25 protein-coding genes, 2 tRNA genes and 2 pseudogenes are annotated in these 21,646 nt (G+C 44.9%); 13 read left to right on the top strand and 16 right to left on the bottom strand.

Features of this window, described 5'->3' with window-relative positions; genetic code table 11:
• The gene (locus B6A14_RS08300) at positions 1 to 390 is read right to left on the bottom strand and encodes a DUF2069 domain-containing protein (RefSeq protein ID WP_087909995.1); all 390 of its coding nucleotides are present in this window, start codon (positions 388 to 390) and stop codon (positions 1 to 3) included.
• 5 nt (positions 391 to 395) lie between these two features.
• Positions 396 to 998 carry an NAD(P)H:quinone oxidoreductase gene (gene wrbA / locus B6A14_RS08295; RefSeq protein ID WP_087909994.1) on the bottom strand — a complete coding sequence of 201 codons (603 nt, stop codon included), beginning with the start codon at positions 996 to 998 and terminating at the stop codon, positions 396 to 398.
• Positions 999 to 1,020: 22 nt separating this feature from the next.
• On the opposite strand from wrbA, the gene B6A14_RS08290 reads away from it, so the two are divergent.
• The 4 genes and pseudogenes from B6A14_RS08290 (at position 1,021) to B6A14_RS08275 (ending at position 4,751) form a co-directional block, all read left to right on the top strand.
• Positions 1,021 to 1,869, top strand: coding sequence for a YhjD/YihY/BrkB family envelope integrity protein (locus tag B6A14_RS08290; protein WP_087909993.1), 849 nt, complete (start codon positions 1,021 to 1,023; stop codon positions 1,867 to 1,869).
• An 85-nt stretch (positions 1,870 to 1,954) separates the two neighbouring features.
• Positions 1,955 to 2,410, top strand: a complete 456-nt coding sequence (locus tag B6A14_RS08285; RefSeq protein WP_087909992.1) for a CBS domain-containing protein — start codon at positions 1,955 to 1,957, stop codon at positions 2,408 to 2,410.
• A 53-nt stretch (positions 2,411 to 2,463) separates the two neighbouring features.
• Positions 2,464 to 3,579 (top strand): chorismate synthase, encoded by a 1,116-nt coding sequence (aroC, locus tag B6A14_RS08280; RefSeq protein WP_087909991.1) that lies wholly within the window; start codon positions 2,464 to 2,466, stop codon positions 3,577 to 3,579.
• 13 nt (positions 3,580 to 3,592) lie between these two features.
• Positions 3,593 to 4,751 (top strand): annotated as a pseudogene (locus tag B6A14_RS08275) (MFS transporter).
• A 24-nt stretch (positions 4,752 to 4,775) separates the two neighbouring features.
• Here the strand turns inward: B6A14_RS08275 and B6A14_RS08270 are convergent.
• The 5 genes from B6A14_RS08270 to B6A14_RS08250 are packed head-to-tail and all read right to left on the bottom strand — an operon-like array spanning position 4,776 to position 8,406.
• Positions 4,776 to 5,567 (bottom strand): peptidylprolyl isomerase, encoded by a 792-nt coding sequence (locus tag B6A14_RS08270; RefSeq protein WP_087909990.1) that lies wholly within the window; start codon positions 5,565 to 5,567, stop codon positions 4,776 to 4,778.
• A gap of 60 nt (positions 5,568 to 5,627) precedes the next feature.
• Positions 5,628 to 5,912 (bottom strand): BolA family protein, encoded by a 285-nt coding sequence (locus tag B6A14_RS08265; protein ID WP_087909989.1) that lies wholly within the window; start codon positions 5,910 to 5,912, stop codon positions 5,628 to 5,630.
• The gene (locus B6A14_RS08260; RefSeq protein WP_087909988.1) at positions 5,909 to 6,457 is read right to left on the bottom strand and encodes a septation protein A; all 549 of its coding nucleotides are present in this window, start codon (positions 6,455 to 6,457) and stop codon (positions 5,909 to 5,911) included. Before B6A14_RS08260 ends, B6A14_RS08265 begins: the two co-directional genes overlap by 4 nt.
• A gap of 37 nt (positions 6,458 to 6,494) precedes the next feature.
• The gene (msrB, locus tag B6A14_RS08255; protein WP_087909987.1) at positions 6,495 to 6,905 is read right to left on the bottom strand and encodes a peptide-methionine (R)-S-oxide reductase MsrB; all 411 of its coding nucleotides are present in this window, start codon (positions 6,903 to 6,905) and stop codon (positions 6,495 to 6,497) included.
• 34 nt (positions 6,906 to 6,939) lie between these two features.
• On the bottom strand, positions 6,940 to 8,406 hold the full coding sequence (locus B6A14_RS08250) for a protein adenylyltransferase SelO (RefSeq protein ID WP_087909986.1): 1,467 nt from the start codon (positions 8,404 to 8,406) through the stop codon (positions 6,940 to 6,942).
• Between the two features lie 55 nt (positions 8,407 to 8,461).
• Between B6A14_RS08250 and B6A14_RS08245 the strand changes: the two genes are divergently transcribed.
• Positions 8,462 to 8,953, top strand: coding sequence for a PaaI family thioesterase (locus B6A14_RS08245; RefSeq protein ID WP_087909985.1), 492 nt, complete (start codon positions 8,462 to 8,464; stop codon positions 8,951 to 8,953).
• Between the two features lie 12 nt (positions 8,954 to 8,965).
• On the opposite strand, the gene B6A14_RS08240 is transcribed toward B6A14_RS08245, so the two are convergent.
• A complete protein-coding gene (locus B6A14_RS08240; RefSeq protein ID WP_087909984.1) occupies positions 8,966 to 9,808 on the bottom strand; it encodes an NRDE family protein in 843 nt (280 codons plus the stop codon).
• A gap of 14 nt (positions 9,809 to 9,822) precedes the next feature.
• Entirely contained in the window at positions 9,823 to 10,797 is a 975-nt protein-coding gene (ygfZ, locus tag B6A14_RS08235; RefSeq protein ID WP_087909983.1) for a CAF17-like 4Fe-4S cluster assembly/insertion protein YgfZ, read from the bottom strand.
• 20 nt (positions 10,798 to 10,817) lie between these two features.
• On the opposite strand from ygfZ, the gene mltG reads away from it, so the two are divergent.
• From mltG to B6A14_RS08205, 6 genes are all read left to right on the top strand, one after another.
• Positions 10,818 to 11,885: an endolytic transglycosylase MltG gene (gene mltG, locus B6A14_RS08230; RefSeq protein ID WP_087909982.1), complete on the top strand. Its 1,068-nt coding sequence runs from the start codon at positions 10,818 to 10,820 to the stop codon at positions 11,883 to 11,885.
• A gap of 25 nt (positions 11,886 to 11,910) precedes the next feature.
• A complete protein-coding gene (gene tmk / locus B6A14_RS08225; protein ID WP_201721522.1) occupies positions 11,911 to 12,537 on the top strand; it encodes a dTMP kinase in 627 nt (208 codons plus the stop codon).
• 12 nt (positions 12,538 to 12,549) lie between these two features.
• Positions 12,550 to 13,680, top strand: coding sequence for a DNA polymerase III subunit delta' (locus B6A14_RS08220; RefSeq protein ID WP_087910329.1), 1,131 nt, complete (start codon positions 12,550 to 12,552; stop codon positions 13,678 to 13,680).
• Between the two features lie 31 nt (positions 13,681 to 13,711).
• Positions 13,712 to 14,503 (top strand): TatD family hydrolase, encoded by a 792-nt coding sequence (locus tag B6A14_RS08215; RefSeq protein WP_087909980.1) that lies wholly within the window; start codon positions 13,712 to 13,714, stop codon positions 14,501 to 14,503.
• Positions 14,500 to 15,210, top strand: a complete 711-nt coding sequence (locus tag B6A14_RS08210; RefSeq protein ID WP_087909979.1) for an ankyrin repeat domain-containing protein — start codon at positions 14,500 to 14,502, stop codon at positions 15,208 to 15,210. Before B6A14_RS08215 ends, B6A14_RS08210 begins: the two co-directional genes overlap by 4 nt.
• Positions 15,211 to 15,276: 66 nt before the next feature.
• Positions 15,277 to 15,804, top strand: coding sequence for an ion channel (locus tag B6A14_RS08205; RefSeq protein ID WP_087909978.1), 528 nt, complete (start codon positions 15,277 to 15,279; stop codon positions 15,802 to 15,804).
• A 7-nt stretch (positions 15,805 to 15,811) separates the two neighbouring features.
• Here B6A14_RS08205 and B6A14_RS08200 read toward each other — a convergent pair whose 3' ends face one another.
• The 5 genes and pseudogenes from B6A14_RS08200 to hyi all read right to left on the bottom strand — a co-directional run bounded on the left by B6A14_RS08200 (position 15,812) and on the right by hyi (position 19,780).
• On the bottom strand, positions 15,812 to 16,777 hold the full coding sequence (locus B6A14_RS08200; RefSeq protein WP_087909977.1) for a DUF3108 domain-containing protein: 966 nt from the start codon (positions 16,775 to 16,777) through the stop codon (positions 15,812 to 15,814).
• Between the two features lie 44 nt (positions 16,778 to 16,821).
• The gene (locus tag B6A14_RS08195; protein WP_407947053.1) at positions 16,822 to 17,391 is read right to left on the bottom strand and encodes an HNH endonuclease; all 570 of its coding nucleotides are present in this window, start codon (positions 17,389 to 17,391) and stop codon (positions 16,822 to 16,824) included.
• A 79-nt stretch (positions 17,392 to 17,470) separates the two neighbouring features.
• On the bottom strand, positions 17,471 to 18,058 hold the full coding sequence (locus tag B6A14_RS08190) for a YqiA/YcfP family alpha/beta fold hydrolase (RefSeq protein ID WP_087909976.1): 588 nt from the start codon (positions 18,056 to 18,058) through the stop codon (positions 17,471 to 17,473).
• Between the two features lie 9 nt (positions 18,059 to 18,067).
• Entirely contained in the window at positions 18,068 to 18,994 is a 927-nt protein-coding gene (glxR, locus tag B6A14_RS08185) for a 2-hydroxy-3-oxopropionate reductase (protein ID WP_407947080.1), read from the bottom strand.
• A gap of 5 nt (positions 18,995 to 18,999) precedes the next feature.
• Positions 19,000 to 19,780: pseudogene (gene hyi / locus B6A14_RS08180) on the bottom strand (hydroxypyruvate isomerase).
• A gap of 151 nt (positions 19,781 to 19,931) precedes the next feature.
• On the opposite strand from hyi, the gene B6A14_RS08175 reads away from it, so the two are divergent.
• Both B6A14_RS08175 and B6A14_RS08170 read left to right on the top strand, forming a co-directional pair.
• Positions 19,932 to 20,540 carry a hypothetical protein gene (locus B6A14_RS08175; RefSeq protein ID WP_087909974.1) on the top strand — a complete coding sequence of 203 codons (609 nt, stop codon included), beginning with the start codon at positions 19,932 to 19,934 and terminating at the stop codon, positions 20,538 to 20,540.
• Positions 20,541 to 20,643: 103 nt separating this feature from the next.
• The gene (locus B6A14_RS08170) at positions 20,644 to 21,384 is read left to right on the top strand and encodes a M48 family metallopeptidase (RefSeq protein WP_236635698.1); all 741 of its coding nucleotides are present in this window, start codon (positions 20,644 to 20,646) and stop codon (positions 21,382 to 21,384) included.
• 55 nt (positions 21,385 to 21,439) lie between these two features.
• Here B6A14_RS08170 and B6A14_RS08165 read toward each other — a convergent pair.
• Together B6A14_RS08165 and B6A14_RS08160 are read right to left on the bottom strand one after the other, a co-directional pair.
• Positions 21,440 to 21,516: transfer RNA gene (locus B6A14_RS08165), tRNA-Asp, on the bottom strand.
• Between the two features lie 45 nt (positions 21,517 to 21,561).
• Positions 21,562 to 21,637, bottom strand: a tRNA-Glu gene (locus B6A14_RS08160).
• Positions 21,638 to 21,646 lie beyond the last annotated feature (9 nt).

Genomic DNA, 21,646 nt, shown 5'->3' with positions numbered 1-21,646 from the left:
TCACTTAGCCTGAGCCTTCTTCTTGGCTAAACTTTTGGCTTCTTGCTTAATTGGCTTTAAATAAATTAATAAACAAACAAAACCAGTAGTTGCAAGCGCTGTCTCTAAAACCGCCATCCAAAAGTTTGCTCCAGTTTCAAGAATGCGTACCAAGCCTTCGGTGATGTAGAGCAGAATTAACATGGAAGCCCATTGCATGGTGTAAACCTTGCCTTTCCACAGACCGGGAATAGCAAAGAGCAAAGGTATTCCTTTCAGAATAAGCCAAGAGCCACCTGGGCGAAGGGGAGAGATAAACCACTCCCAACATACACAGAGAATAAATAAATCTACAAAGGCTGCAGTTGCGAGCAGCTGGTAGGGATTCTTCTCAAGAATTTTCTTCAGCATTGTGATTATTTCTTCTGGAGTCTGAGTGCAGTTTCAGCTAAACGCTTGCCTTGCGCTTTCGCTAAACGCTGCTCTTCTGGGCTAATGGGTGCTCGCCCATCTGCATGTGCTAAATGAGTTACACCGTAGGGACTGCCGCCGGTATTCGAGGACATTAAATCAGCCTCACTGTATGGCAATCCCAAAATGATCATGCCATGGTGTAGCAATGGAATCATCATGGTGAGCAGCGTGCTTTCTTGACCGCCATGCATACTGCCAGTACTAGTAAACACACAAGCGGGTTTTCCGATTAAAGCGCCGTTAAGCCATTCGGATGAGCTGCCATCCCAAAAATATTTCATGGGGGCAGCCATATTGCCAAAGCGAGTAGGGGAGCCTAGCGCTAAGCCAATACATTCTTGTAGGTCAGAGTATTCAACATAAGGCGCACCTTCATTGGGTACTGCTGCCTCAGTAGCTTCACAAATTGTAGAAACTGCAGGCACAGTTCTCAGGCGTGCATTTACCCCGGGAACGCTTTCGACACCCTGGGCTATGAGGCGTGCTAGCTCCTTGGTTGCGCCATGGCGGGAGTAGTACAAAACTAAAATTTCAGCTTGGCTCATATTCTTCTCTTATGATACGGCGATGCGCCTTATTCGTAACCCCCAATTATGGCTTGCTCTGGGCAAACAGCTCTGGGAGCGTAATCGTGGTCTGAATTTGAACCAGATCGCTGCCAGCCTAGCATTTACGACTACCTTGTCTTTAGTACCAATGCTCACCATTGCAACTATATTAATTGGTTATCTGCCCAGCGTCATTCAGGTTAAAAATGCTTTCAGAACCTGGCTTCTCGATACCTATATGCCGGGCGGTTTAAACCAACAAGTCTTTAGCTATTTAGAGCAGTTTTCCTCAAAAGCGAGTGGCTTAACTTTTATTGGCTTAATCGGTTTAGTCATCACTACCATCATGACACTAGCAGTGATCGAGGCGGCATTTAATCAAATCTTTAAAGTACAAGAGCGTCGCCCTCTATTTAAAAAGGTATTGATTTATAGCGCGGCTACTTTTTTAGGTCCCGTACTGTTGGGTGTTGGCATCTATCTCAGCGGTATTCTATTTAGTGCATCAGAAGGATGGATTGAAGCAGTTTCGTTTGGTTTTCGTCTACTCGCCGCAATTGCACCCATTTTTTTGGCGATCTCTGTTTACGCAGTTGTATATAAAGTTTTGCCTTATTCCAAGATTCTGTGGTCTGATGCTTTTTCAGGTGCATTCTTTGCTGCCATCAGTTTTGAATTAATGAAGTTTGGTTATGCCATTTTTCTAAGTCATACTGCCTTTTATAAAACAGTCTATGGCGCCTTTGCCATCTTCCCCTTGGGTCTCCTTTGGATTTATATGACCTGGTGGATAACCCTTGCTGGCGCCATCCTGGTTGCCAATTTACCCAATCTCCGCAGCGGGCTCATTAGGGTTATTCGTTACTAAAACAAGGCTTAGAGCCCTTGATTGAATGTGTCCTTGGGGATATATTGGGGTTATACATACCTTGTGTATTGTTTTTGGAGATTAAATGAAAGTTCGCGACATCTTGCGCGTTAAGGGCAGCACCTTATTTACGGTTGCACCTGATACAGCGCTTCAAACTGCTGTACTTGTCATGAGCGAACACGATGTTGGTTCATTGGTTGTCATGGACTATGACAAGCTAGTAGGCATCTTGACCTTCCGTGAGGTTATCTCTGCATTAGCAACACATCATGGTAAGTTAGACGACATTCCAGTACGTACCGTAATGAATCAAAAGCCGCTTACTTGCAATATGGAAACCGAGATTGATGAGGTTCGTCGGATGATGTTAGTAGATCATGCCCGCTATTTACCGGTCGTTGATCAAAAAATGTTGATGGGCGTGATCTCTTTTTACGACGTTGCTAAGTCTGTTGTCGAAGCACAAGATTTTGAAAATTCGATGCTCAAAGCCTATATTCGTGATTGGCCAGAGGACACCGAAAAAGCTGCCAACTAGCCCCTAAGCGCTTGTTTTAAGCCGATATTCCTGACAAATGACATAATGTCGATATGTCAGGAAATACTTTAGGCCTCCTCTTTACTGTTACCACTTTTGGTGAATCTCACGGTCCAGCGATTGGTGCCGTGGTTGATGGCTGCCCTCCGGGCATGCTGTTATCCGAAGCAGATCTGCAGCTAGACCTCGATCGCCGTAAGCCGGGCACATCTCGTCACGTTACCCAGCGCAAAGAAGAAGATCGGGTAGAGATTCTGTCTGGCGTCTTTGAAGGTAAAACTACTGGCGCACCAATTGGGCTGCTGATACGCAATACTGATCACCGTAGCCAAGACTACGGTGATATCTTGCAAACATTTAGGCCAGGTCATGCCGACTACGCTTATCACCATAAATATGGCTTCCGTGATCCGCGCGGCGGCGGTCGTTCCTCTGCTCGTTTAACTGCACCTGTAGTTGCTGCGGCTGCGATTGCTAAAAAATGGCTACATGAGCAATATGGCACAGAGTTCTATGGCTACATGAGTCAGCTGGGTGAGGTTGAAATACCTTTTAAAGATCTTGCTCAGGTTGAGAGGAATCCATTTTTTGCTGCAAATGCTGACATCATTCCTCAGCTCGAAACCTATATGGATGAACTGCGCAAAGCAGGGGACTCTTGTGGTGCCCGGATTGAGGTGCGCGCTCGCAATATTCCGATTGGTTTAGGTGAACCCCTCTTTGATAAATTGGATGCAGACATTGCGCATGCCATGATGGGTATCAATGCGGTTAAAGGTGTTGAAATTGGTTCTGGCTTTAAGTCAGTAGCTCAACGTGGCAGTGAGCACGGTGATGAAATGCATCCAGACGGCTTTGCCAGTAATAATGCTGGCGGTACCCTTGGAGGCATTAGTAGCGGTCAGGATTTGCGCGTATCTATCGCCATCAAACCCACCTCCAGCATCATGAGTCCGAAGCAATCCATCGACTTAGATGGCAAGCCGATTACGGTTCAAACCAAGGGCCGTCATGATCCTTGCGTTGGTATTCGTGCTACGCCAATTGCCGAGGCTATGTTGGCTTTAGTGGTCATGGATCACGCCTTGCGTCACCGCGCTCAATGCGCTGATGTCAAAGTGAGCGCTAAAGCGATTCCATCAGCACGGCCAGGCTCCAAAGCTGATTGATTGATATAGATAGATGACACCTTCGCTTCGCTGGGCCTTCGGGTCCTTTTTCTTTTTATATTTTGCTTACGTCGGCTTAGTGTCACCTTACGCTAGCTTGTTCTTTTTAGATCGCGGCTTTAGCGTCATCGAAATTGCAATTTTAATGTCGATGTTGCAAATCACCCGTATTGTTGGGCCATTTTCCTGGGGATGGCTTTCTGATTTTTTATCAAACCGCATAGGCATCATTCGGATTTGTGCGTGTTTAGCAGCACTCGTTTTTTTTATCTATTTATTTTTTAGAGAGCTACATCAGCTTTTTTATTTGGATGTTTGTGCTTCACACCATTCTCAGTAGCTTGATGCCTTTGGGTGAGTCGGCAACAGTCCATGCTTTATTTAAAGACAATTCTTTCGATAAGCGTTACGGGCGTTTGCGCTTATGGGGCTCTTTAGGCTTCATCTTCATGGTGCTTGCTGCTGGTGAACTCTTTCAACGCAACACCATTGAGCTGTATCCCATTTTAGGTACGGTTGTTCTACTCTCCCTTGCCGCAGTAACCTTCTTATTGCATGAGCCCAAGATGGAACGTCGCAAAATGGTGAGGGGAGAATTACTCGTCGTGCTCTTTAATCCAGATGTACGTTGGTTTTTACTATCTGGTTTCTTTATGGTGTTTGCACATGCAGCACTATATGTGTTTTATTCACTTTATCTTGCTGATCTTGGCTATGACAAGTTTCAAATCGGCCTTTTCTGGGCATTAGGAGTATTTGCGGAGGTTATCTTCTTTTACTTCCAAAGCAAAGTGCTCAGTCGTCTAGATGCAGAAATTGTCCTTCAAGGCGCTTTTGTAGTTGGAGTGGTGCGCTTTATTTTGATCGCTTTTTTACCCATCACTTCAGTTCTTATATTTGCGCAAATACTCCATGCGGGAACTTTTGCAGCCCACCATAGTGCAGCTACCAAGTTATTACAGCGCTGGTTTACTGGACCACTTCAAGCAAGAGGGCAAGCCTTAATGGCGACTGTTTCTTATGGCTTGGGCGGTACATTGGGCGGGCTTTGTGCGGGCTGGATTTGGGAGCTCTCACAACCACGTGATGTCTTTGTAATGTCGGCATTCGCCTGTGGTCTAGCTGGCATGGCCATTCAGAAACTGAGACCACGCCGCTACTCAAGCCCTTAAGAAAACCTTGAGGCAAAAAACTGCTTACTGAATCTTGGCCTTAGCACGCAGTTTTTGCATCATCTCTGAGAACTTCGCTTTTTGCCAATTCTGATCAGCCATGATCACTTGCTTTAGTTGATCTTTGATCTCATCTAGACTTGGTGGCTTCACATCACGAGAATCTAGCATTTTGATGATGTGATATCCAAATTGAGACTTCACGGGTTTATCAGTGATTTGGCCATTCTTCAGTTGAACCATCGCCTTTGAAAACTCTGGAACTAGCGCTTTATCAGAAACCCAACCTAGGTCGCCACCATCCTTAGCAGAGCCAGGATCTTTAGATTTAGCTTTGGCAATATCTTCAAAGTTACCACCAGCTTTAATCTGAGCAATAATTGCTTTTGCATCAGCTTCTTTTTCGACCAAAATATGCTCTACGTGGTATTCCTTGCCGGTGTACTGGGACTTAACGGTTTCATACGCAGCTTTGAGGTCGGCATCAGCAACACCCTCTTTTTCAACATAGTCCTCAAACACCGCTGCAACCAATACTCCAACGCGCGCTTGCTCTAATTGATCTCGCACAGATTCTTTTTGAATCACTCCACGCTTATCAGCTTCCTGCAAAATTAATTCACGGGTAACCAGCATTTCACGGGCTTGATCACGTACTTGTGGATTATCTGGCTGACCTGATTTCTGTACCAATTTATCCAATTGGGCTTTAGGAATAGATTTCCCATTCACGATGACCGCGTTCTGAGCGAAGCCGTTGGTAGATAGAAGGCTTACTAAAAGACTGAGAGAGAGAAGCTGGTGGGATTTCCGCATGGTGGTCAATAAATAAAAAGTTGGGGTAAATGGTTCAATGCTGCTAAGTGTAATGCAGCCTTAATTTGCAGCCTCTCCAGGCGCCATTGCATGAATGGTCAAGGCGTGGATTTCTATTGGAATATGTCGATTGAGGGCTGCATAGACAGCACGGTGTCGTGCTACTAAGTTCAAACCCTTAAATTCTGGGGCAACAATCGTGAGCTTAAAGTGCCCGCCGCCACTGGCTGCACCCGCATGACCAGCGTGTAAATGGCTCTCATCTTCAATCTGAAGATGTTCAATAGAAAATGCCTTTTGCAGATCTTGTTCGAAAAGGGCGATGCGGACTTGGTTGATGCTCATTCTGATGGATGCTCCATATGACGCGAAAGCCAGATACCTTGAAGAATCACAAAGACCACTAGCAAACCTGTACTACCAAATAACTTGAAATTGACCCAAGTCTCTTCGGAGAATTCAAAAGCAATGTAGAGGTTCAGAACGCCCATAAAAAAGAAGAAGATGGCCCAAGCCATATTGAGCCGGTGCCAAACTGAATGAGAATGCTCCGGCTTCAAGGTCACTTGCTTGCCCATAAGCACTTGTATCCAATTCTTTCTAAAAAATTGGGCGCTAATAAATAAAGCACCTGCAAATAGCCAGTAAAGGGCAGTTGGCTTTAGCTGAATGAAGGTCTTGTCATGCAAAAAGATGGTGAGGCTACCAAATACAAGAATCATGACTAGGCTGATCCACTGCATCGCATCAATCTTGCGATGACGATAATAGACCCAGAGGATCTGACCAATGGTTGCAACCATAGCAACAATTGTCGCAGTATAGATATCGCCAAATTTGAAGGCGATAAAGAACAGAATAATTGGGAAAAGATCGAATAAAAATTTCATCAGGGGATTATCCAACTATTTGCATTAAAGACCGTATTTATGGCTTGCTGGTGAGCTCAGCGTTAGCGCTAGGCTCAAAGCTTAAGGATGCAGAATTAATGCAATAGCGCAAACCAGTAGGGTCTGGGCCGTCATCAAATACATGGCCAAGATGTGCATCGCAGTTGGCGCAGCGTACCTCAGTACGGATCATGCCATGGCTAGTGTCTTTAATCTCTTTAATGGCAGATTCTTCCTCGGGCTTGTTATAACTCGGCCACCCACAGCCTGCGTCAAATTTGGTATCGGATAGAAAGAGTGGCGTATTGCAGCAGACACAGGTATACCGGCCTTTATCCCAATGATCCCAATACTTGCCAGAAAAAGGTCTTTCAGTAGCTGCCTCTCTCGTTACTCGATATTCAATATCGCTGAGTACTTTTTTGTATTCTTGATCTGTTTTTTTCATATGAACTTCCTTAAATGAAGTGAATGCAAATACACTAAGAAGAGCAGCTGACCTCAATAGCACTTAAATTTGGCGGCGGGGGAGATGCATATTCTTCGTATTGCGCTTGCTCATCAAATGGGCTCTCCAAAATTTGTAAGAGCTTGGCAAGCTCAGAAAAATCTTTCTCTTGGGCTTTTTCAATCGCTACCTGAGCCAGATGATTACGTAATACGTATTTTGGATTGACTCTATTCATATTGAGCTTGCGCTTGGAATCGAGGCTTGATTCAGACTTCAAGCGAGCAATGTAATCACCAAACCATTGATCCATCGAGTCACGGTCAATAAAGTCATTTCGCATTGAGATTTCTGTAATAGGTGCTTCGGTATTAATCTCAGCAAGCCCGCGAAACAGTGTTGTGAAGTCTACCTTTGAATCATGCATTGCCTGAAGGAGTCGCTCAATCAATTGAATATCATCAGCTTGTTCAGTCACCAGGCCCAATTTCTGCCTGAATAGCTTTTGCCAAGCCTGTCCATAGACAACTGGAAATTGACTGAGCGCTTTGGTGAGGAGCTCTTGAGATTCCTCTTGGGGGTGATTTAATTCGATGAGCGGAATAAATGCACTGGCTAAGCAGGCCATATTCCAGTGCATGATTTGGGGTTGACGATGGTAGGCGTAGCGACCGCCTTGATCACTGTGATTGCAAATATGATCGATTTGAAAATAGTCTAAAAATCCAAATGGGCCATAGTCAATCGTAAGACCTAAAACACTAATATTGTCGCTATTCAGAACTCCATGACAAAATCCAACGCCTTGCCATTGGGCAACCAAGCGAGCATTTCGCTCACAAATCTTTAGAAAAAGTTCTAAATAGGGATCTTGAGTGCTACGGCAATCTGGATAGTGCTGATCTATCAATTGATCGGCAAGTTCTTTTAGTCGAACAATATTTTGTGTGGCAGCAAAATGTTCGAAATGCCCAACGCGCATAAAACTGGGTGCTAAACGAGCGCATACCGCAGCGGTTTCTTTGGTCTCACGTAATACGGGTAAATCTGAACCCACTACAGAAAGTGCTCTGCTAGTCGGAATTCCTAAAGCGTACATTGCTTCGCTGCATAAAAATTCTCGTATGGAAGAGCGCAAAACAGCTCGGCCATCACCCATGCGTGAGTAACGCGTTTTACCGGCGCCTTTGAGCTGCAACTCTTGGTCAGCAACTTCGCCTAGCAAGATTGCACGGCCATCGCCTAATTGACCGGCCCAAACACCAAATTGATGCCCGCTATAAACCGTAGCAATGGGTTGTGAAAATTGAGATGACTGCGTTACTAAGGAATTGCCTGCTAAAACCGCTAGCCAAGATTCATCTTGTGGGTAGCCGTTGTCGTTTAAGGGAATATTGACTAATTTCGCTGCCGAAGATGAAAAGCCTACCCAATAGGGCTCTGGAATAGGGCTTGGTTGGAGCTCTTGGACGGCGTCATCGCCACGTAAAGTAAAGGCCATGGCAACTATTCTAGGTGGATTTCACAAACGGTGTTTGAGCTACTAAAATGACCCCATGAACAAAAATGTCCAAATCAATCCCCAAACCCAGCTTGCCAATTTAGGCGAGGAATTAAATGTCCCATTTTTAAAGTTGCTAGGGGTTCGCTGCCTCAGCGCAGAAATGGGCAAAGGGGAGATTTTGCTGGCTTTGAAACCTGAGCACACCAATACTTGGGCGGTAGCTCATGGCGGCGTACTTCTCACGCTGATGGATGTGGCCATGGCTGTTGCTGCTAGATCTGGAGATCCTACTGACCGCAGCGTCGTTACGATTGAGTTGAAAAATAATTTTATGCAGGCTGCTAATGGAATCTTAAGAGTACGGGCAGATAACGTTCGCAGAACAGCTACTATGGCCTTCTGCGAGGCCAAGCTCTACAACGATCAAGGTGAAGTCTGTTGTATGGCGACAGGCACATTCAAGTACCTCAAGCGATTAGCAACTCGGAACGCCGCTGGTGACCGTGTTGTGAATGACGATCTACGTGGCGAAATAAACGATTAAAAAGATGAATAATTAAACTGGTGCAGCACTCAGAGCGCCAGTAATCACATCATGGCCAACAGTGCCTGTAGCATCAAATCGACGCTCGACCATTTCAAACTGACCATCTTTACGTACCCTTAGCACAGTGCTTGAGCGCGTTCCATAAGTGTCCGTTTTAATAAAAGCAGGTGACAGGGCTTTTTCCCATTCACGGCTAACGCCAGTATTGGGTAACTCATGATCACTTGCATGATGTGTATCGGATAACAGCTTTAGATAATGGTCTGCATTCTTCAGTTGACCGCTATCCATCGCAAGAGTTTGAGCAAAGGCGGCCACTCGATGATTGACTTTGGGCCATGGTGTATCCAGCATGGCATTAGAGAGCCCGTAGACTCCGGCCTCCAGCGGTTGTTGGGGGAAGACTTTGCGCGGACGAATTGTTTGACCCATCATCATGCGATTGCTTACCCAATGCATCTGCGCATTTTCCGGATTACTTAAATCAGCCATCAAAAGATTAAAGCCATTGTAATTTTGAAAACGCTTTACATTCTCCTGAATAAAAGTGGCTGGACCATCTTTGCCGGCAAGATACATTAAGGAAAGCTCACCACGTGTTCTGGAGTCTGGATTTTTTTCGCTGGGTGCTCTGACATTGGTGAGTGCTGCAAATTTACCAGTCTTCGTAAAGCCTAACCATGTGCCGGGACTTCCTAAAACATCCGCACGATCTCTGCCAGCCAAAACATGTGGGTGTTCAGACCACCAAGAAATTCCTGCAGTATCACGCTCGTAAAATTCATCGCGATTAGCCGCAACTACCAATGGGTAGTCTGGATGAGATTGCCAGGCAAAAAGGATGAGACACATGTCTGCTAAAAGTCCTAAATTTCAATTAATGGGTAAGGCAAAGAATCTATTTTTAACACAGGTCCTTGGGCACTTCCAAGATGAATATCCCCACTTTCGAGCGCCTCCAATTTGCACTCAAGCTGGAGGTCGATTCGGCGGGGTTCTAGAGGGGAGGGGGCTGATAGAACCACCATCCCTGCTGGCTGGGATGGGTCATTTGAATGGAAAAGCTCAATGCCTGGGGCTGCAGAATGGTTGGCCATAGCATCGATCTCAATATGAGCTAGCTGAAGACGTCTTTTAATCGCCCCACGATATTGACTCCGAGCCACAATTTCTTGTCCTGGGTAACAACCTTTTTTAAAGTCCACTCCAGCAACCGATTCAAAGTTAATCATTTGCGGAACAAATTGTTCTTGCGTTGCTAGAACGATTCTAGGAATAGCACTCATTACCTCAAGATGATCCCATTGAGTTGAATCGTTACTCAAAGATTGATTTGCATTCACTCTTTGTGCCAACAACACTCGCGCAGAAGATTTTTCATCCACTAAAACATCTGGTAAACGTAGGGCAATCTGACCATCACCGATGTTGAAATCTGCAAGATTTGCATTGCTGTCAGTTATCCCAGAAATATTCCACTCCGATGAGGCATCCGTTACTTTGACTTTGGAACGTAAAACAAACATGGATAAACGCTTGGCTGTAGCTGCTGCAATATCTTTTGAGATGAATAAAGCAAAACGATCATCCGAGGTTTCATCACTAGGAAATAGTCCAAGCCAGGCGCTTGCAAGTAGCCTCCCTTTTGGGTTGCAGTATCCAACCAGTCGGACTGAACCATGGCCCTGGGCGATTTGCGGAGAAAAGGTGCGACTTAAGCCTAAAACAGAGTTGCTGAGCTGATTCTGCAGAAAACTGGCTGCATCTGCACCCTCAACCAAGATAAGGCCCCATTGTGGAAGAGCTGCTGGATTTGGCGTGTTTTGGGATGTATTTGTCATGACCCTTTTATCATAGCCTGATGAGCAGAAAAATTCAGGGATGGCGCCGCTTTCCCAATGGGAAATCAAAGAGTCAAGTTTTAAGAACCTGCTTCTTAGGCCTTCTTGCATCGATTGGCATTTTCTATATCAGCCTCTTTGTATGGCCAGTGGTTCCAGCTAACCCAAATATTGCCGATTTGAAGTCATATAAAGTCAAAATCAAACCTCAATCAGGCCTTGCTAGTATTTCTGATCAACTTAGGGAACAGGGTGTAGCAACACATTCATTGCTTTTTCAGTTAAGTGCAAGGGCTTTGCTAGTTGGCTCGAAACTTAAGCCAGGTACCTATCTATTGCCAACAAGGGCAAGCTTGGCGGCCATTCTGTTTCAAATTGCACGGGGCGATAGAGTCAAAGAAAGCATTGCCATCATTCCAGGGATGACTATTTGGCAATTGAGAGCTCTGATCGATTCACACCCAGCACTTATACATCAGACCAAAGGTTTCAGCGCAAAGGAATTACTGCAAAACCTCAATCTCAATTACCCTGGACTGGAGGGGGCGTTTCTTCCGGATACCTATGTCTTTGACCCCGATGATTCTGATCTGGATATTTATCGCAGAGCATCGCAGGCAATGCAAAAGCAACTATCCCAAGTCTGGCTGCAAAAAGAACAGAGCTCGCCATTAAAAACGTCTTACGAGCTCTTAATCCTGGCCTCCATCGTTGAAAAGGAAACAGGGCGCTCCAGCGATAGGGCCTTGGTCTCTGCCGTCTTTACCAATCGGCTGAATAAAGGCATGTTGCTCCAGACCGATCCCACGGTAATCTATGGCCTTGGTCCCAAATTTGATGGGAATTTACGTAAAGCAGATCTTCGCAAAGACAGTCCCTACAATAGCTATATGCGCAAAGGATTACCCCCAACCCCCATCGCTATGCCGAGTAAAGAATCTATTTTGGCGGCTGCTCACCCTGTATCAAGTAATGCACTGTATTTTGTTGCTAAGGGGGATGGCAGTAGTCACTTTTCTCAGAGCCTTAGCGAACATGAGGCGGCAGTTGATCAATATCAACGCAAACTAAAAACTGCACCCCATTAATGAGATTGAATTCAATATGACATCAATGTATCCAGGATATTTCATTAGCTTTGAGGGAATCGATGGCGCCGGTAAGAGCACTCATATCGAGGCATTTCAAAAGCTCATGCAAGAACGCTATCCAAATCGTGAAGTCGTGATGACGCGCGAACCCGGCGGCACACCTTTGGGAGAGCAACTCAGGGGATTACTATTAGATGCCCCCATGAATTTAGAAACAGAAGCGCTGCTAATGTTTGCCGCCCGTCGTGAGCATATTGCCCAAGTCATTGAGCCGGCTCTCATGGCTGGAAAAATAGTGATCTCAGATCGATTTACCGATGCGAGCTTTGCCTATCAAGGAGGAGGGCGGGGGCTCAGCATTGATAAGTTAAATGAGCTTGAGCGTTGGGTTCAAGGGCGTTCTAGTGGTTTACTGCAACCCAATTTAACGATCTTATTTGATTTACCTGGTGAAGTTGCTGAAGCGCGTCGCTCCAAGGTCAGAGCACCAGACAAATTTGAAAAAATGGATTTGAACTTCTTTGAAAAGGTTCGACAAGAGTATTTACGTCGCGCTAAGGAAGATCCAAAACGCTTTCATATGGTAGATGCCACTCAGACTCCAGAGGTGATTTGGGATGGCTTAAAAAAGCTCGAGCTCAATATCTAGATGGGCGAGCTCATGTTGACTGACCAAAAAAAGTCTATTGCGCCATGGTTACAACCCCTGTGGGATGGCTTGGATTTCGCTAGTTTTCCCAATGCCATTCTTCTGCATGGTCAATCCGGTATTGGTAAATTTGCATTTGCCCTTGAGCTTGCGAAGTCGCTTTTATGTGAGAGTACTCAAGAGGCTTCACGCCCCTGCAATCAATGTGAAGCCTGTCATTGGTTTGATACTGGCAATCATCCAGACTTCATAGCGCTTGCTCCTGAAACGCATCGGAAGTTTTTGCCTCATGCAGACTATGAAAGCGATGAGGCGCCTAAAAAAGGCAAAGCAGTTCGCGACGACTCCGATGGTGAAGTGAGCGAAAAGAAGGAAAAGAAAAATATCTCTATCGAAGAGACTCGTAGCGCTATAGAAGGCTTATCAATCGGCTCACATCGCGGTGGTAATCGCGTTATCTTAATTTACCCGTTAGAGATGCTTCGCTCTGACTCAGCTAACACCTTATTAAAATCTTTGGAAGAGCCGCCAGCAAATACCATCTTTATTTTGCTCGCCGATCGCCTAGATCGTGTTTTGCCAACCATTCGGTCACGCTGTCGTTTGCTTTCTGCCCCACGTCCTGATCGAGAGCAGGGCTTGGCTTGGTTGCATGCAGAAATTCCTAATATTGACGGGCTCAAGGTTAGCGCTGCTGATATCGAAACAATCTACGACGAACAGGGTGGGGCTCCCTTCTCAGTGTTAGATTCGCTAATTGCCAGAAACAATCAAGATGAAAAAGATGAGTTAACGCTTTCTATTCAAGCTGCTCGTTATTTACTTCAGTCGATGTCTCAAGGTGTTCGTATCAATTGGCTTGATGCTGCTGAAAAGACACATAAAGCTCAATACAACTATTTACTACCGACGATGCAGCGTTGGACTTCAGACTTACAAGCAGTCTCGCAGGGAGCCAACCCTCGGTATTACCCAAAGCATCTTTCAACACTTCAAGGTCTATCCCGCACAGCAAAAATCCCCAAACTCCATGACTTTTGGAAGTCTTTGATTAAGGCCCGCCGTCATGAGAATCACCCTTTAGCGAACAGGGTCCAGTTAGAGGCCTTACTTTCTCAATACCAACAAGTATTTGAATCTTAAATTTGGCTGAGGCAGTCTAAAATAGCGAGTCATGTTCATAGACTCCCATTGCCATCTCGATTTCCCAGAATTTCAATCTCGCTTGCCCGAAGTGCTTGCGAATATGAAATCGGCCAGCGTGAGCAATGCTTTGTGTGTTTCGGTGGATTTACCGGACTTCCCCAATGTTTTAAAACTTGCCCAAGAGCATTCTCATTTATATGCGTCCGTAGGGGTTCATCCTGACTATGAAGATACGCCTGAGCCCACTTATGAGTTTCTGGTGGAGACAGCCCTAAAGCATCCTAAGATTGTTGCTATTGGCGAGACGGGTCTTGATTACTACCGGATGGGTGATCGCAGCTACGAATCCATGGAATGGCAACGTGAACGTTTTAGGAAGCATATTCGGGCTGCAATTGCCACGCAAAAACCCTTGATTATTCATACACGCTCCGCATCCGAGGATACTATTCGGATCCTGAAAGAGGAGGGTGCCGAGCAGATTGGCGGTGTGATGCATTGCTTTACTGAGAGCCTGGCAGTAGCTCAAGCAGCTATGGAATTGGGTTTTTACATCTCATTTTCAGGGATTGTGACCTTTAAAAGCGCCAAAGACTTGCAGGCAACCTGCAAAGAAGTTCCGCTTAATCGGATGCTCATCGAGACAGATTCGCCTTATCTGGCCCCCATTCCATATCGCGGCAAGATCAATGAGCCAGCATGGGTGGCCAAAGTTGGTGAATTTATTGCCGCCCTTAAAAACGTCAGTGTTGAAGAACTTGCGGAACAGACATCAAAGAATTTTTTTGATTGTTTTCATATAGATAGAAGATATACATGAGATTAAAGTTGAATAAATTTGGCATTGCTTTAGCACTTATTTGCATGGTAAGTCAGCTTTCTCATGCACAAACAGCAGATCAAATTGCTGATTTCGCTAAGGCAGCTAAATTTGATAATGTTTCTGAGGTCAATTTATTGCTTAAAAAAGGCATAAATCCCAATACTGTGGATGCTAACGGCAATCCAATGCTGATTTTGGCCATTAGAGATAAATCTACTAATGTCATAGATGCATTGCTAAACGACAAGAGGATTGATGTTGATTTATCCAATAAGAGTGGTGAAACACCCTTAATGATGGCATCCATAGAGGGCAATTTACCGCTTGTTAAAACCTTAGTTTTGGGCCATAAAGCACAGCTAGATCATATCGGCTGGACTCCATTGCATTACGCCTGTGCCAAGGGGCATTTAGAGGTTGCCCAATTCTTAGTTGCCAATGGTGCCATCGTTGATTCTTTAAGCGTAGGTAATACAACACCCCTGATGATGGCGGTCCAATCCGGTAATGAGCAACTGGTGAAGTTTTTATTGGATAAAGGCGCTGATCTACAACTTAAAAATGCCAATGGCCTAACGGCTATTGATATCGCTGATATCTACGACAAACCCTGGATAGGAGATGGCCTGAGATCACGCTGGCTAAAGCTCTATAAGCAAGCCTATAAAGGGCCAGTTAAGTCTACAACTCCAAAGTCCCCATAATGCTATTTGCGTATAATCATTATTATGTCAAATAAGATATTTCTGTAATCCAACCCATACACTCACATGTACTTAATAGACCTCTTAAGCAATGCTGACCTCCCTAGTTTTCGTACCCTATTTAATGAAATCAATGTTGACATGGGAAATGGTCAAATATGGGAAGTTCTAGTCATATCATGCGGAATGCTCGCAGTTCATGGCGTAGCCGTGCTTGCTATTGCCGGAGCATTTCATAAGATAGATTGGTTTATGACAAAAAAACGTATCTACGGGGCAAGCTTTTTGTCATATTTTGTAGCGATTCTCTTGGTGATAGCCAGCCACTTAGGTGAAATAGTGGTTTGGGCTTACATTTGCGTTGCATTAAAAGTTTTCCCTACCAATCCACAGACCTTTTACTTTGCCGGCGAAATGTACACAACAGTTGGATACGGTAATTACAGCCTTTCTGAGCAATGGAGAATTTTGCCGATCATCATCTCGTTTTCTGGAATCTTTGCAGTATCGATGTCTGGTGCAGCCTTGTATTCAATGATGGGTGCCTTGCTAAATAGCCCCAGTCAGGACCCCAAGTCAGGAACTGGCTTTTAGGGGGGGGTTATGGCTTCGTGCCCGCTGGTAATGGGTTCTTTTGTATAAAGATCAACTCAAGTACCCTGCCATTAGCTTCCCTAGACCGAATCCTTCCTGGGAGCCAATCTAAGTCTTTGGCAAGCCATATGTCGACCTGGCGCTTATAGGGATCATTTTCACGTTGCATTAAGGCATAACGGCGATTCACGGACTTACCGAGAGATGGGATATCTTCAGAAACCGTCTCTCCATAACTCTTAAATTGCCACATCTCCAGGGTGTTGTAATCGACAACTGGCAAAGCCCTAATATAGCCAGCCTCATCAATTTTGCTATCCCCATTCAATAAAGATGCGAATTGGAACATGAGACTAAATCGATCCTGCGTGCCTGGAAGAAGGTCAGGTGTGAACTCCGGTTTTTCTGAGAAATACATCTTCCCTCCTCCGCTGGCATCTCTATCAAAGCGAGAGTAGCGGGGAGGTTTCGTGCCACGCTGAGTCCAGTAGATAGATGGGGCCATACCGTAGGCATCTATGGTTCCGCGTGATTCAAATACAAAAGGGCCGACGAATGCATAAGGGATATTGATATGAAGACGATAATTATTTCCATCGACAATCCAGTCAATTTCTCCCGTCTGGTACTTTTGCCCATCGACGTAGGCGTCGTAATAAATAATGCCAGACTCGGGTAGCTTGAAAGCCACGCCCTGTTGATTGCCGGTACCACCCTGCTCTGCGGTTGCTAAGCCTTTAGAATCCTCGACTTTATTTGCGGAATTATCTATGCTCACTTTCTTCTTTGGAGCCTTAGCCATCTGAATTTTCTTGGGTGGTTCGAGCTTTAACTCAGTCCTAATAATGAGGTCATCTGCAATCTCTGGAGGGGAACCAAAAGAAAGAAATGGAATACCAAAAAATAAGATGAGGTGGCCCAGTATGGATATGAATAGCGCTACGACAATAATGCGTAACGATGTTGATTGCATCAAACCACTAGAGTATGACCGCCTAAATTGCCCTAGCTGTGAGCTCAGAGAATACCTTCAAGTAAGCGACTGTTCCTTGGCAAATTAGCCGCAAGAAAGTCCATCTGATCGGCAAGAATATTGCGCCCCTTGAGAATCATGTCTTCATACAAGCTCGGTAAGTATGGGGTGTAAAGCAAGCCCATGCCAGCCTGTTCAGGAGTCCGATTACCTTTACGCTGATTGCAAGGCCTGCAAGATATCACCAGATTCATCCAAGAGTATTTACCGCCGCGACTATTTGGAATGATATGTTCGGCCTCAGCTTGATTCTCATGAATTGCATCACCACAGTATGCGCAGAGGCCACGATCACGTTTAAAGAGTTTATGTTTTGTAATGACGGGAACAACATCAAATAAATTGATTTTTGCACTACCATTGATGGCAATGATCGAATGAAGTTCGATGACTGACTGCAAGCCACTGGCTCGAGAGATGCCGCCGCGCATCTTCATGATGGGGTCGCCTAGCGTCCATATGACACTGCTATCGGCGTAATGCTTGGTTGCTTCTTCTGCGTTAACCCAACCTTGGGGAATTCCACCAGCGTCCAATTTCAAGATGCTCAGCACAAACTCTCCTTTCTCGATCTAGACAAAGCCATCAATCGTTTGACTTATCTTACAGAAGAAATAGGTGTCAATCAATCATCTAGGAGGATATAAACTCCAAAACCTTTGGCAGATGGTCCGCATAGTCTGCGATACCGTGGTCGCTACCTTCGAGGATAAGCTGCTTGGCGCCCTGATAGAACTCAGCCATTTCTTTCCAATCGAGCAATTCATCACCCTTTGCTGCAATTAAAAAGTAACGGCTAGGATTGGAGATCCCCTCGATCTGCAAGGCCTTTAGCTCATCGATATATTCAGGTCGAAAATCAAAAGGCTCATCACTGTCATAGGCTGTCATCATCCCTACATGCGGGGCAAGCTCTCTAGCAGCATAAACAGCAGGATTTAAGGCGAGCGCCTTACACCCATACTTTTCCGCTAAGTAGTTTGTATAAAACCCACCGAGCGAAGAGCCGATTACCACTATTCGATCTGCTTTTGACTGATCGATATGGTTTGTAACCATGTCCATACTTTGCTTGGGCGAAGCAAGCAGCTGCGGACAATACCATTCCATTGGATTATCCGCAGTAGATAAAGCCCTGACTGCATCACCAGTCATTACAGCCTTACTCGATCTTGGGGAAGATCGGAAGCCGTGCAAATAGACTAGTAAGGTTGATGACATGCTCAGGCCTTAGGCCTTTTGGCCAATCTCAAAGTTGGCTAGCTTTTCTAAAGCCTTCACCATTGCAGAGTGATCCCAAGCCTTGCCGCCATGTGCAGAGCAAGAATTAAATAATTCCTGCGCAGTAGCTGTATTAGGCAGTGATACACCTAATGCACGTGCGCTATTAAGTGCAAGATTCAAATCCTTTTGATGTAACTCAATTCTAAAGCCAGGATCAAATGTACGTTTCACCATACGCTCACCATGCACTTCAAGAATCTTCGAGCTCGCAAAACCGCCCATCAAAGCCTGACGAACTTTGGCAGGATCAGCCCCTGCTTTAGATGCAAACAGAAGCGCCTCTGCAACAGCCTCAATATTTAAGGCAACAATAATTTGATTGGCAACCTTAGCAGTTTGGCCATCGCCATTACCGCCAACTAGATTGATGTTTTTGCCCATCAAATCAAAAACCGGCTTCACTTTATCAAATACAGCCTCTTCGCCACCCACCATAATGGAGAGCGTTGCATTTTTAGCCCCAACTTCGCCACCGGAAACTGGTGAATCCAAATAATCACAGCCCAAAGCGTTAATCTTCTTGGCAAATTCTTTAGTAGCGATAGGAGAGATAGAGCTCATATCCACAACCACTTTTCCTTTGGATAGCCCTGCTGCAATCCCTTTATCCCCAAATAGAACCTTTTCAACATCTGGAGTATCTGGAAGCATCATCAAAATAATGTCCGCCTTTTCAGCAACCTCACTAGGACTGCCACACTGAATTGCTGATGAGGAAGCAAGCTCTTGCGGGACCTTACTTCTAGTATTAATAAATACCTCGTGCCCAGCTTTTACAAGATGGCCAGCCATTGGGGCACCCATAATTCCTAGTCCAACAAAACCTAATTTTAATTTCGCACTCATTACGTCTCCTTTTGTATTTTCTTTAATTTATCTTATGAATTTAACTTCTGTATCCAGCCCAAACCTGCTTCAGTAGTGCTTGCAGGCTTATATTCGCAACCAATCCAACCCGAGTAAGCAATTCGATCTAAAAATGTAAACAGATACGAATAGTTTATTTCGCCAGTACCCGGTTCATTTCGCCCGGGATTATCGGCTAATTGAATATGAGCAATCTTGCTCAAATTTTTTTTCAATAGTATTGGCTAACTCACCTTCCATGCGCTGCGCATGATAGATATCGTATTGGACATAAAGATTATCTGACCCAACCTCACTAATAATATCGAGAGCTTGCTGTGTCGTGGATAAAAAGAATCCAGGTATATCAAAAGTATTGATTGGCTCAATTAAGAGTTTTAGATGCACTTTCTTCAACTCGGCAGCTGCGTATTTCAGATTGGATACAAAAGTATCGTGCAATAGTTTTCTATCAACTCCAGATGGTGCTTTGCCAGCTAAACAATTTAACTGAGGTACGCCTAAAATCTTTGCATATTCAATCGCTTTAGCAACACCTGAACGAAATTCATCTACGCGATCTGGGTGACAAGCGATTCCGCGCTCTCCAGCATCCCAATCTCCAGCTGGTAAGTTATGTAGAACGAGCTTCAAACCATAGAGTTCTAACTTCTGTTGAATTTCAGTAGCTGGATAGGGATAAGGAAAAAGAAACTCAACAGCCTTAAATCCTGATTGAGAGGCGCGCTCGAAGCGTTCTAAGAAAGGCGCTTCCGTGAATAGCATAGTCAAGTTTGCGGCAAATTGAGGCATTTCAGACCCTTATTGGGATTACACAATGAAACAGTGATCTTATCAAACCTGCAGACTTCAGTCTTAGCCTGGAATAAGGCCCTTTAAAGGCTTAAAAATGAGAAAAGTGAGCTAATATCTTGTTAAGAAATGCTTATTTACAAGGAAAACTATGAATATCAAATTAACATCCATTTCGCTTGCAATAGTAACCCTCTTGGCCGGCTCTTTTTCAGTGAATGCCCAAACGAAGCCTGCTGATGCTGGGGCGACAAAGCCTATGGTTATTGATGCAGCTGTAGTGGATAACCGCTATCAGCTTTATGAGGGCACTGTAGTTAAAACTGACAAAAAGACGCGGACCATTACATTCAGCAATAAAGAAGGCGAATCTAAATTTGTAGCAGGACCAGAAATCACCAATTTTGACCAAATCAAAAAAGGGGATCGTGTCAACGTTACCTATGAGCTTGCTGTTGCTATCGAGCTGATCAAAACCAAGAGCGATGGTGTACGTAGCAAAGTAGAAACCAATACTGTTACAACATCGAAAGCAAATGAAAAGCCATCTGAGACGATTGCAAATAAAACGACCATCATTGCAGACATTGTTGCAGTAGATCGCGATAAAAAACTGGTATCTGTAAAAGGACCAAGTGGTAAAGTGACATCAGTAACTGTTAAGAACCCTGCTCTTCTGGCTGATGTTAATGTTGGAGAGCAAGTCAAAGTCATTTATTATGATGCGATGGCTGCCTCTATAACGACTCCGAAGAAATAACTTGTAGTGAATGTTTCACCAGTTTTTTAACATTCGATTAGTTCTTACTGCTGTATTAATCTCCCTGCTCCTGGCTTGTGCTAACACCACAAGATCAGGTGCCGTGGGCATCAATCGGTCCCAGTTCATGGTGATCTCATCTGCCGAGGTAGATAGACTATCCGCAATCAGTTACAACGAACAAAATCAAAAGGCTAAAGAAAAGAATATTCTGGTTACTTCTGGCCCTACGTACAACCGTCTGAAAACCATATCGAATCGCTTGATTGCGCAAACTTCAGTATTTCGTGATGACACCCGCCAATGGAATTGGCAGCTAACCTTAATTAATGCGCCAATACTGAATGCAACATGCGCTCCAGGTGGAAAAATTACTTTCTACACTGGATTAATTGATCAACTGAATTTAACGGACGATGAGATTGCTGCCATCATGGGGCATGAAATTGCCCACGCCTTACGAGAGCATGGCAGAGAAAGACTCTCTCAAGCTATGACCCAAAACGCACTAACCAGTATTGCTTTAGCAGCTGCTGGTCCTTACGGATCAGCCATTAATGCAGCAAATCAGGCTACGCAATATATTCTGGTACTGCCAAACTCACGACAAAATGAATCCGAGGCAGATGCTATTGGTATTGAGCTTGCCGCTAGAGCTGGGTATAACCCTCAAGCGGCAATTAGCGTTTGGCAAAAAATGAACAAAGCAACTGAAGGCAAGAACCCACCAGAATTTTTATCTACTCACCCATCTGGCGATACCAGAATTGAACAAATTACAGGGCTGTTGCCAGCTGTGCAGCCTTTATATATTTCAGCTCCGAAAGCTAAGCCTGGTCTGTAAATCAAAAAGCTGGAAATAAAAATGCCTCCTATTACGGAGGCATTTTCTTGGAATTTGGCGGAACGGACGGGACTCGAACCCGCGACCCTCTGCGTGACAGGCAGATATTCTAACCAACTGAACTACCGCTCCAAATTACAACAAACAAAACATCAAACAACCACAACCAAAAATATCTGGCGTCCCCAGGGGGATTCGAACCCCCGTACTCACCGTGAAAGGGTGATGTCCTAGGCCTCTAGACGATGGGGACCTGGACTAC

The organism is Polynucleobacter hirudinilacicola, from assembly GCF_002192535.1.
In the GTDB taxonomy this organism is placed as follows: domain Bacteria; phylum Pseudomonadota; class Gammaproteobacteria; order Burkholderiales; family Burkholderiaceae; genus Polynucleobacter; species Polynucleobacter hirudinilacicola.
Note: the sequence above shows the minus strand (reverse complement) of the source record. Positions and strands in the feature narration are given on the sequence as shown.

Coding starts and splice junctions, on each gene's coding strand:
- B6A14_RS08300 (WP_087909995.1), bottom strand. CDS start 390: ATGCTGAAGAAAATTCTTGAGAAGAATCCCTACCAGCTGCTCGCAACT.
- wrbA (WP_087909994.1), bottom strand. CDS start 998: ATGAGCCAAGCTGAAATTTTAGTTTTGTACTACTCCCGCCATGGCGCA.
- B6A14_RS08290 (WP_087909993.1), top strand. CDS start 1,021: ATGCGCCTTATTCGTAACCCCCAATTATGGCTTGCTCTGGGCAAACAG.
- B6A14_RS08285 (WP_087909992.1), top strand. CDS start 1,955: ATGAAAGTTCGCGACATCTTGCGCGTTAAGGGCAGCACCTTATTTACG.
- aroC (WP_087909991.1), top strand. CDS start 2,464: ATGTCAGGAAATACTTTAGGCCTCCTCTTTACTGTTACCACTTTTGGT.
- B6A14_RS08270 (WP_087909990.1), bottom strand. CDS start 5,567: ATGCGGAAATCCCACCAGCTTCTCTCTCTCAGTCTTTTAGTAAGCCTT.
- B6A14_RS08265 (WP_087909989.1), bottom strand. CDS start 5,912: ATGAGCATCAACCAAGTCCGCATCGCCCTTTTCGAACAAGATCTGCAA.
- B6A14_RS08260 (WP_087909988.1), bottom strand. CDS start 6,457: ATGAAATTTTTATTCGATCTTTTCCCAATTATTCTGTTCTTTATCGCC.
- msrB (WP_087909987.1), bottom strand. CDS start 6,905: ATGAAAAAAACAGATCAAGAATACAAAAAAGTACTCAGCGATATTGAA.
- B6A14_RS08250 (WP_087909986.1), bottom strand. CDS start 8,406: ATGGCCTTTACTTTACGTGGCGATGACGCCGTCCAAGAGCTCCAACCA.
- B6A14_RS08245 (WP_087909985.1), top strand. CDS start 8,462: ATGAACAAAAATGTCCAAATCAATCCCCAAACCCAGCTTGCCAATTTA.
- B6A14_RS08240 (WP_087909984.1), bottom strand. CDS start 9,808: ATGTGTCTCATCCTTTTTGCCTGGCAATCTCATCCAGACTACCCATTG.
- ygfZ (WP_087909983.1), bottom strand. CDS start 10,797: ATGACAAATACATCCCAAAACACGCCAAATCCAGCAGCTCTTCCACAA.
- mltG (WP_087909982.1), top strand. CDS start 10,818: ATGAGCAGAAAAATTCAGGGATGGCGCCGCTTTCCCAATGGGAAATCA.
- tmk (WP_201721522.1), top strand. CDS start 11,911: ATGTATCCAGGATATTTCATTAGCTTTGAGGGAATCGATGGCGCCGGT.
- B6A14_RS08220 (WP_087910329.1), top strand. CDS start 12,550: ATGTTGACTGACCAAAAAAAGTCTATTGCGCCATGGTTACAACCCCTG.
- B6A14_RS08215 (WP_087909980.1), top strand. CDS start 13,712: ATGTTCATAGACTCCCATTGCCATCTCGATTTCCCAGAATTTCAATCT.
- B6A14_RS08210 (WP_087909979.1), top strand. CDS start 14,500: ATGAGATTAAAGTTGAATAAATTTGGCATTGCTTTAGCACTTATTTGC.
- B6A14_RS08205 (WP_087909978.1), top strand. CDS start 15,277: ATGTACTTAATAGACCTCTTAAGCAATGCTGACCTCCCTAGTTTTCGT.
- B6A14_RS08200 (WP_087909977.1), bottom strand. CDS start 16,777: ATGCAATCAACATCGTTACGCATTATTGTCGTAGCGCTATTCATATCC.
- B6A14_RS08190 (WP_087909976.1), bottom strand. CDS start 18,058: ATGTCATCAACCTTACTAGTCTATTTGCACGGCTTCCGATCTTCCCCA.
- B6A14_RS08175 (WP_087909974.1), top strand. CDS start 19,932: ATGAATATCAAATTAACATCCATTTCGCTTGCAATAGTAACCCTCTTG.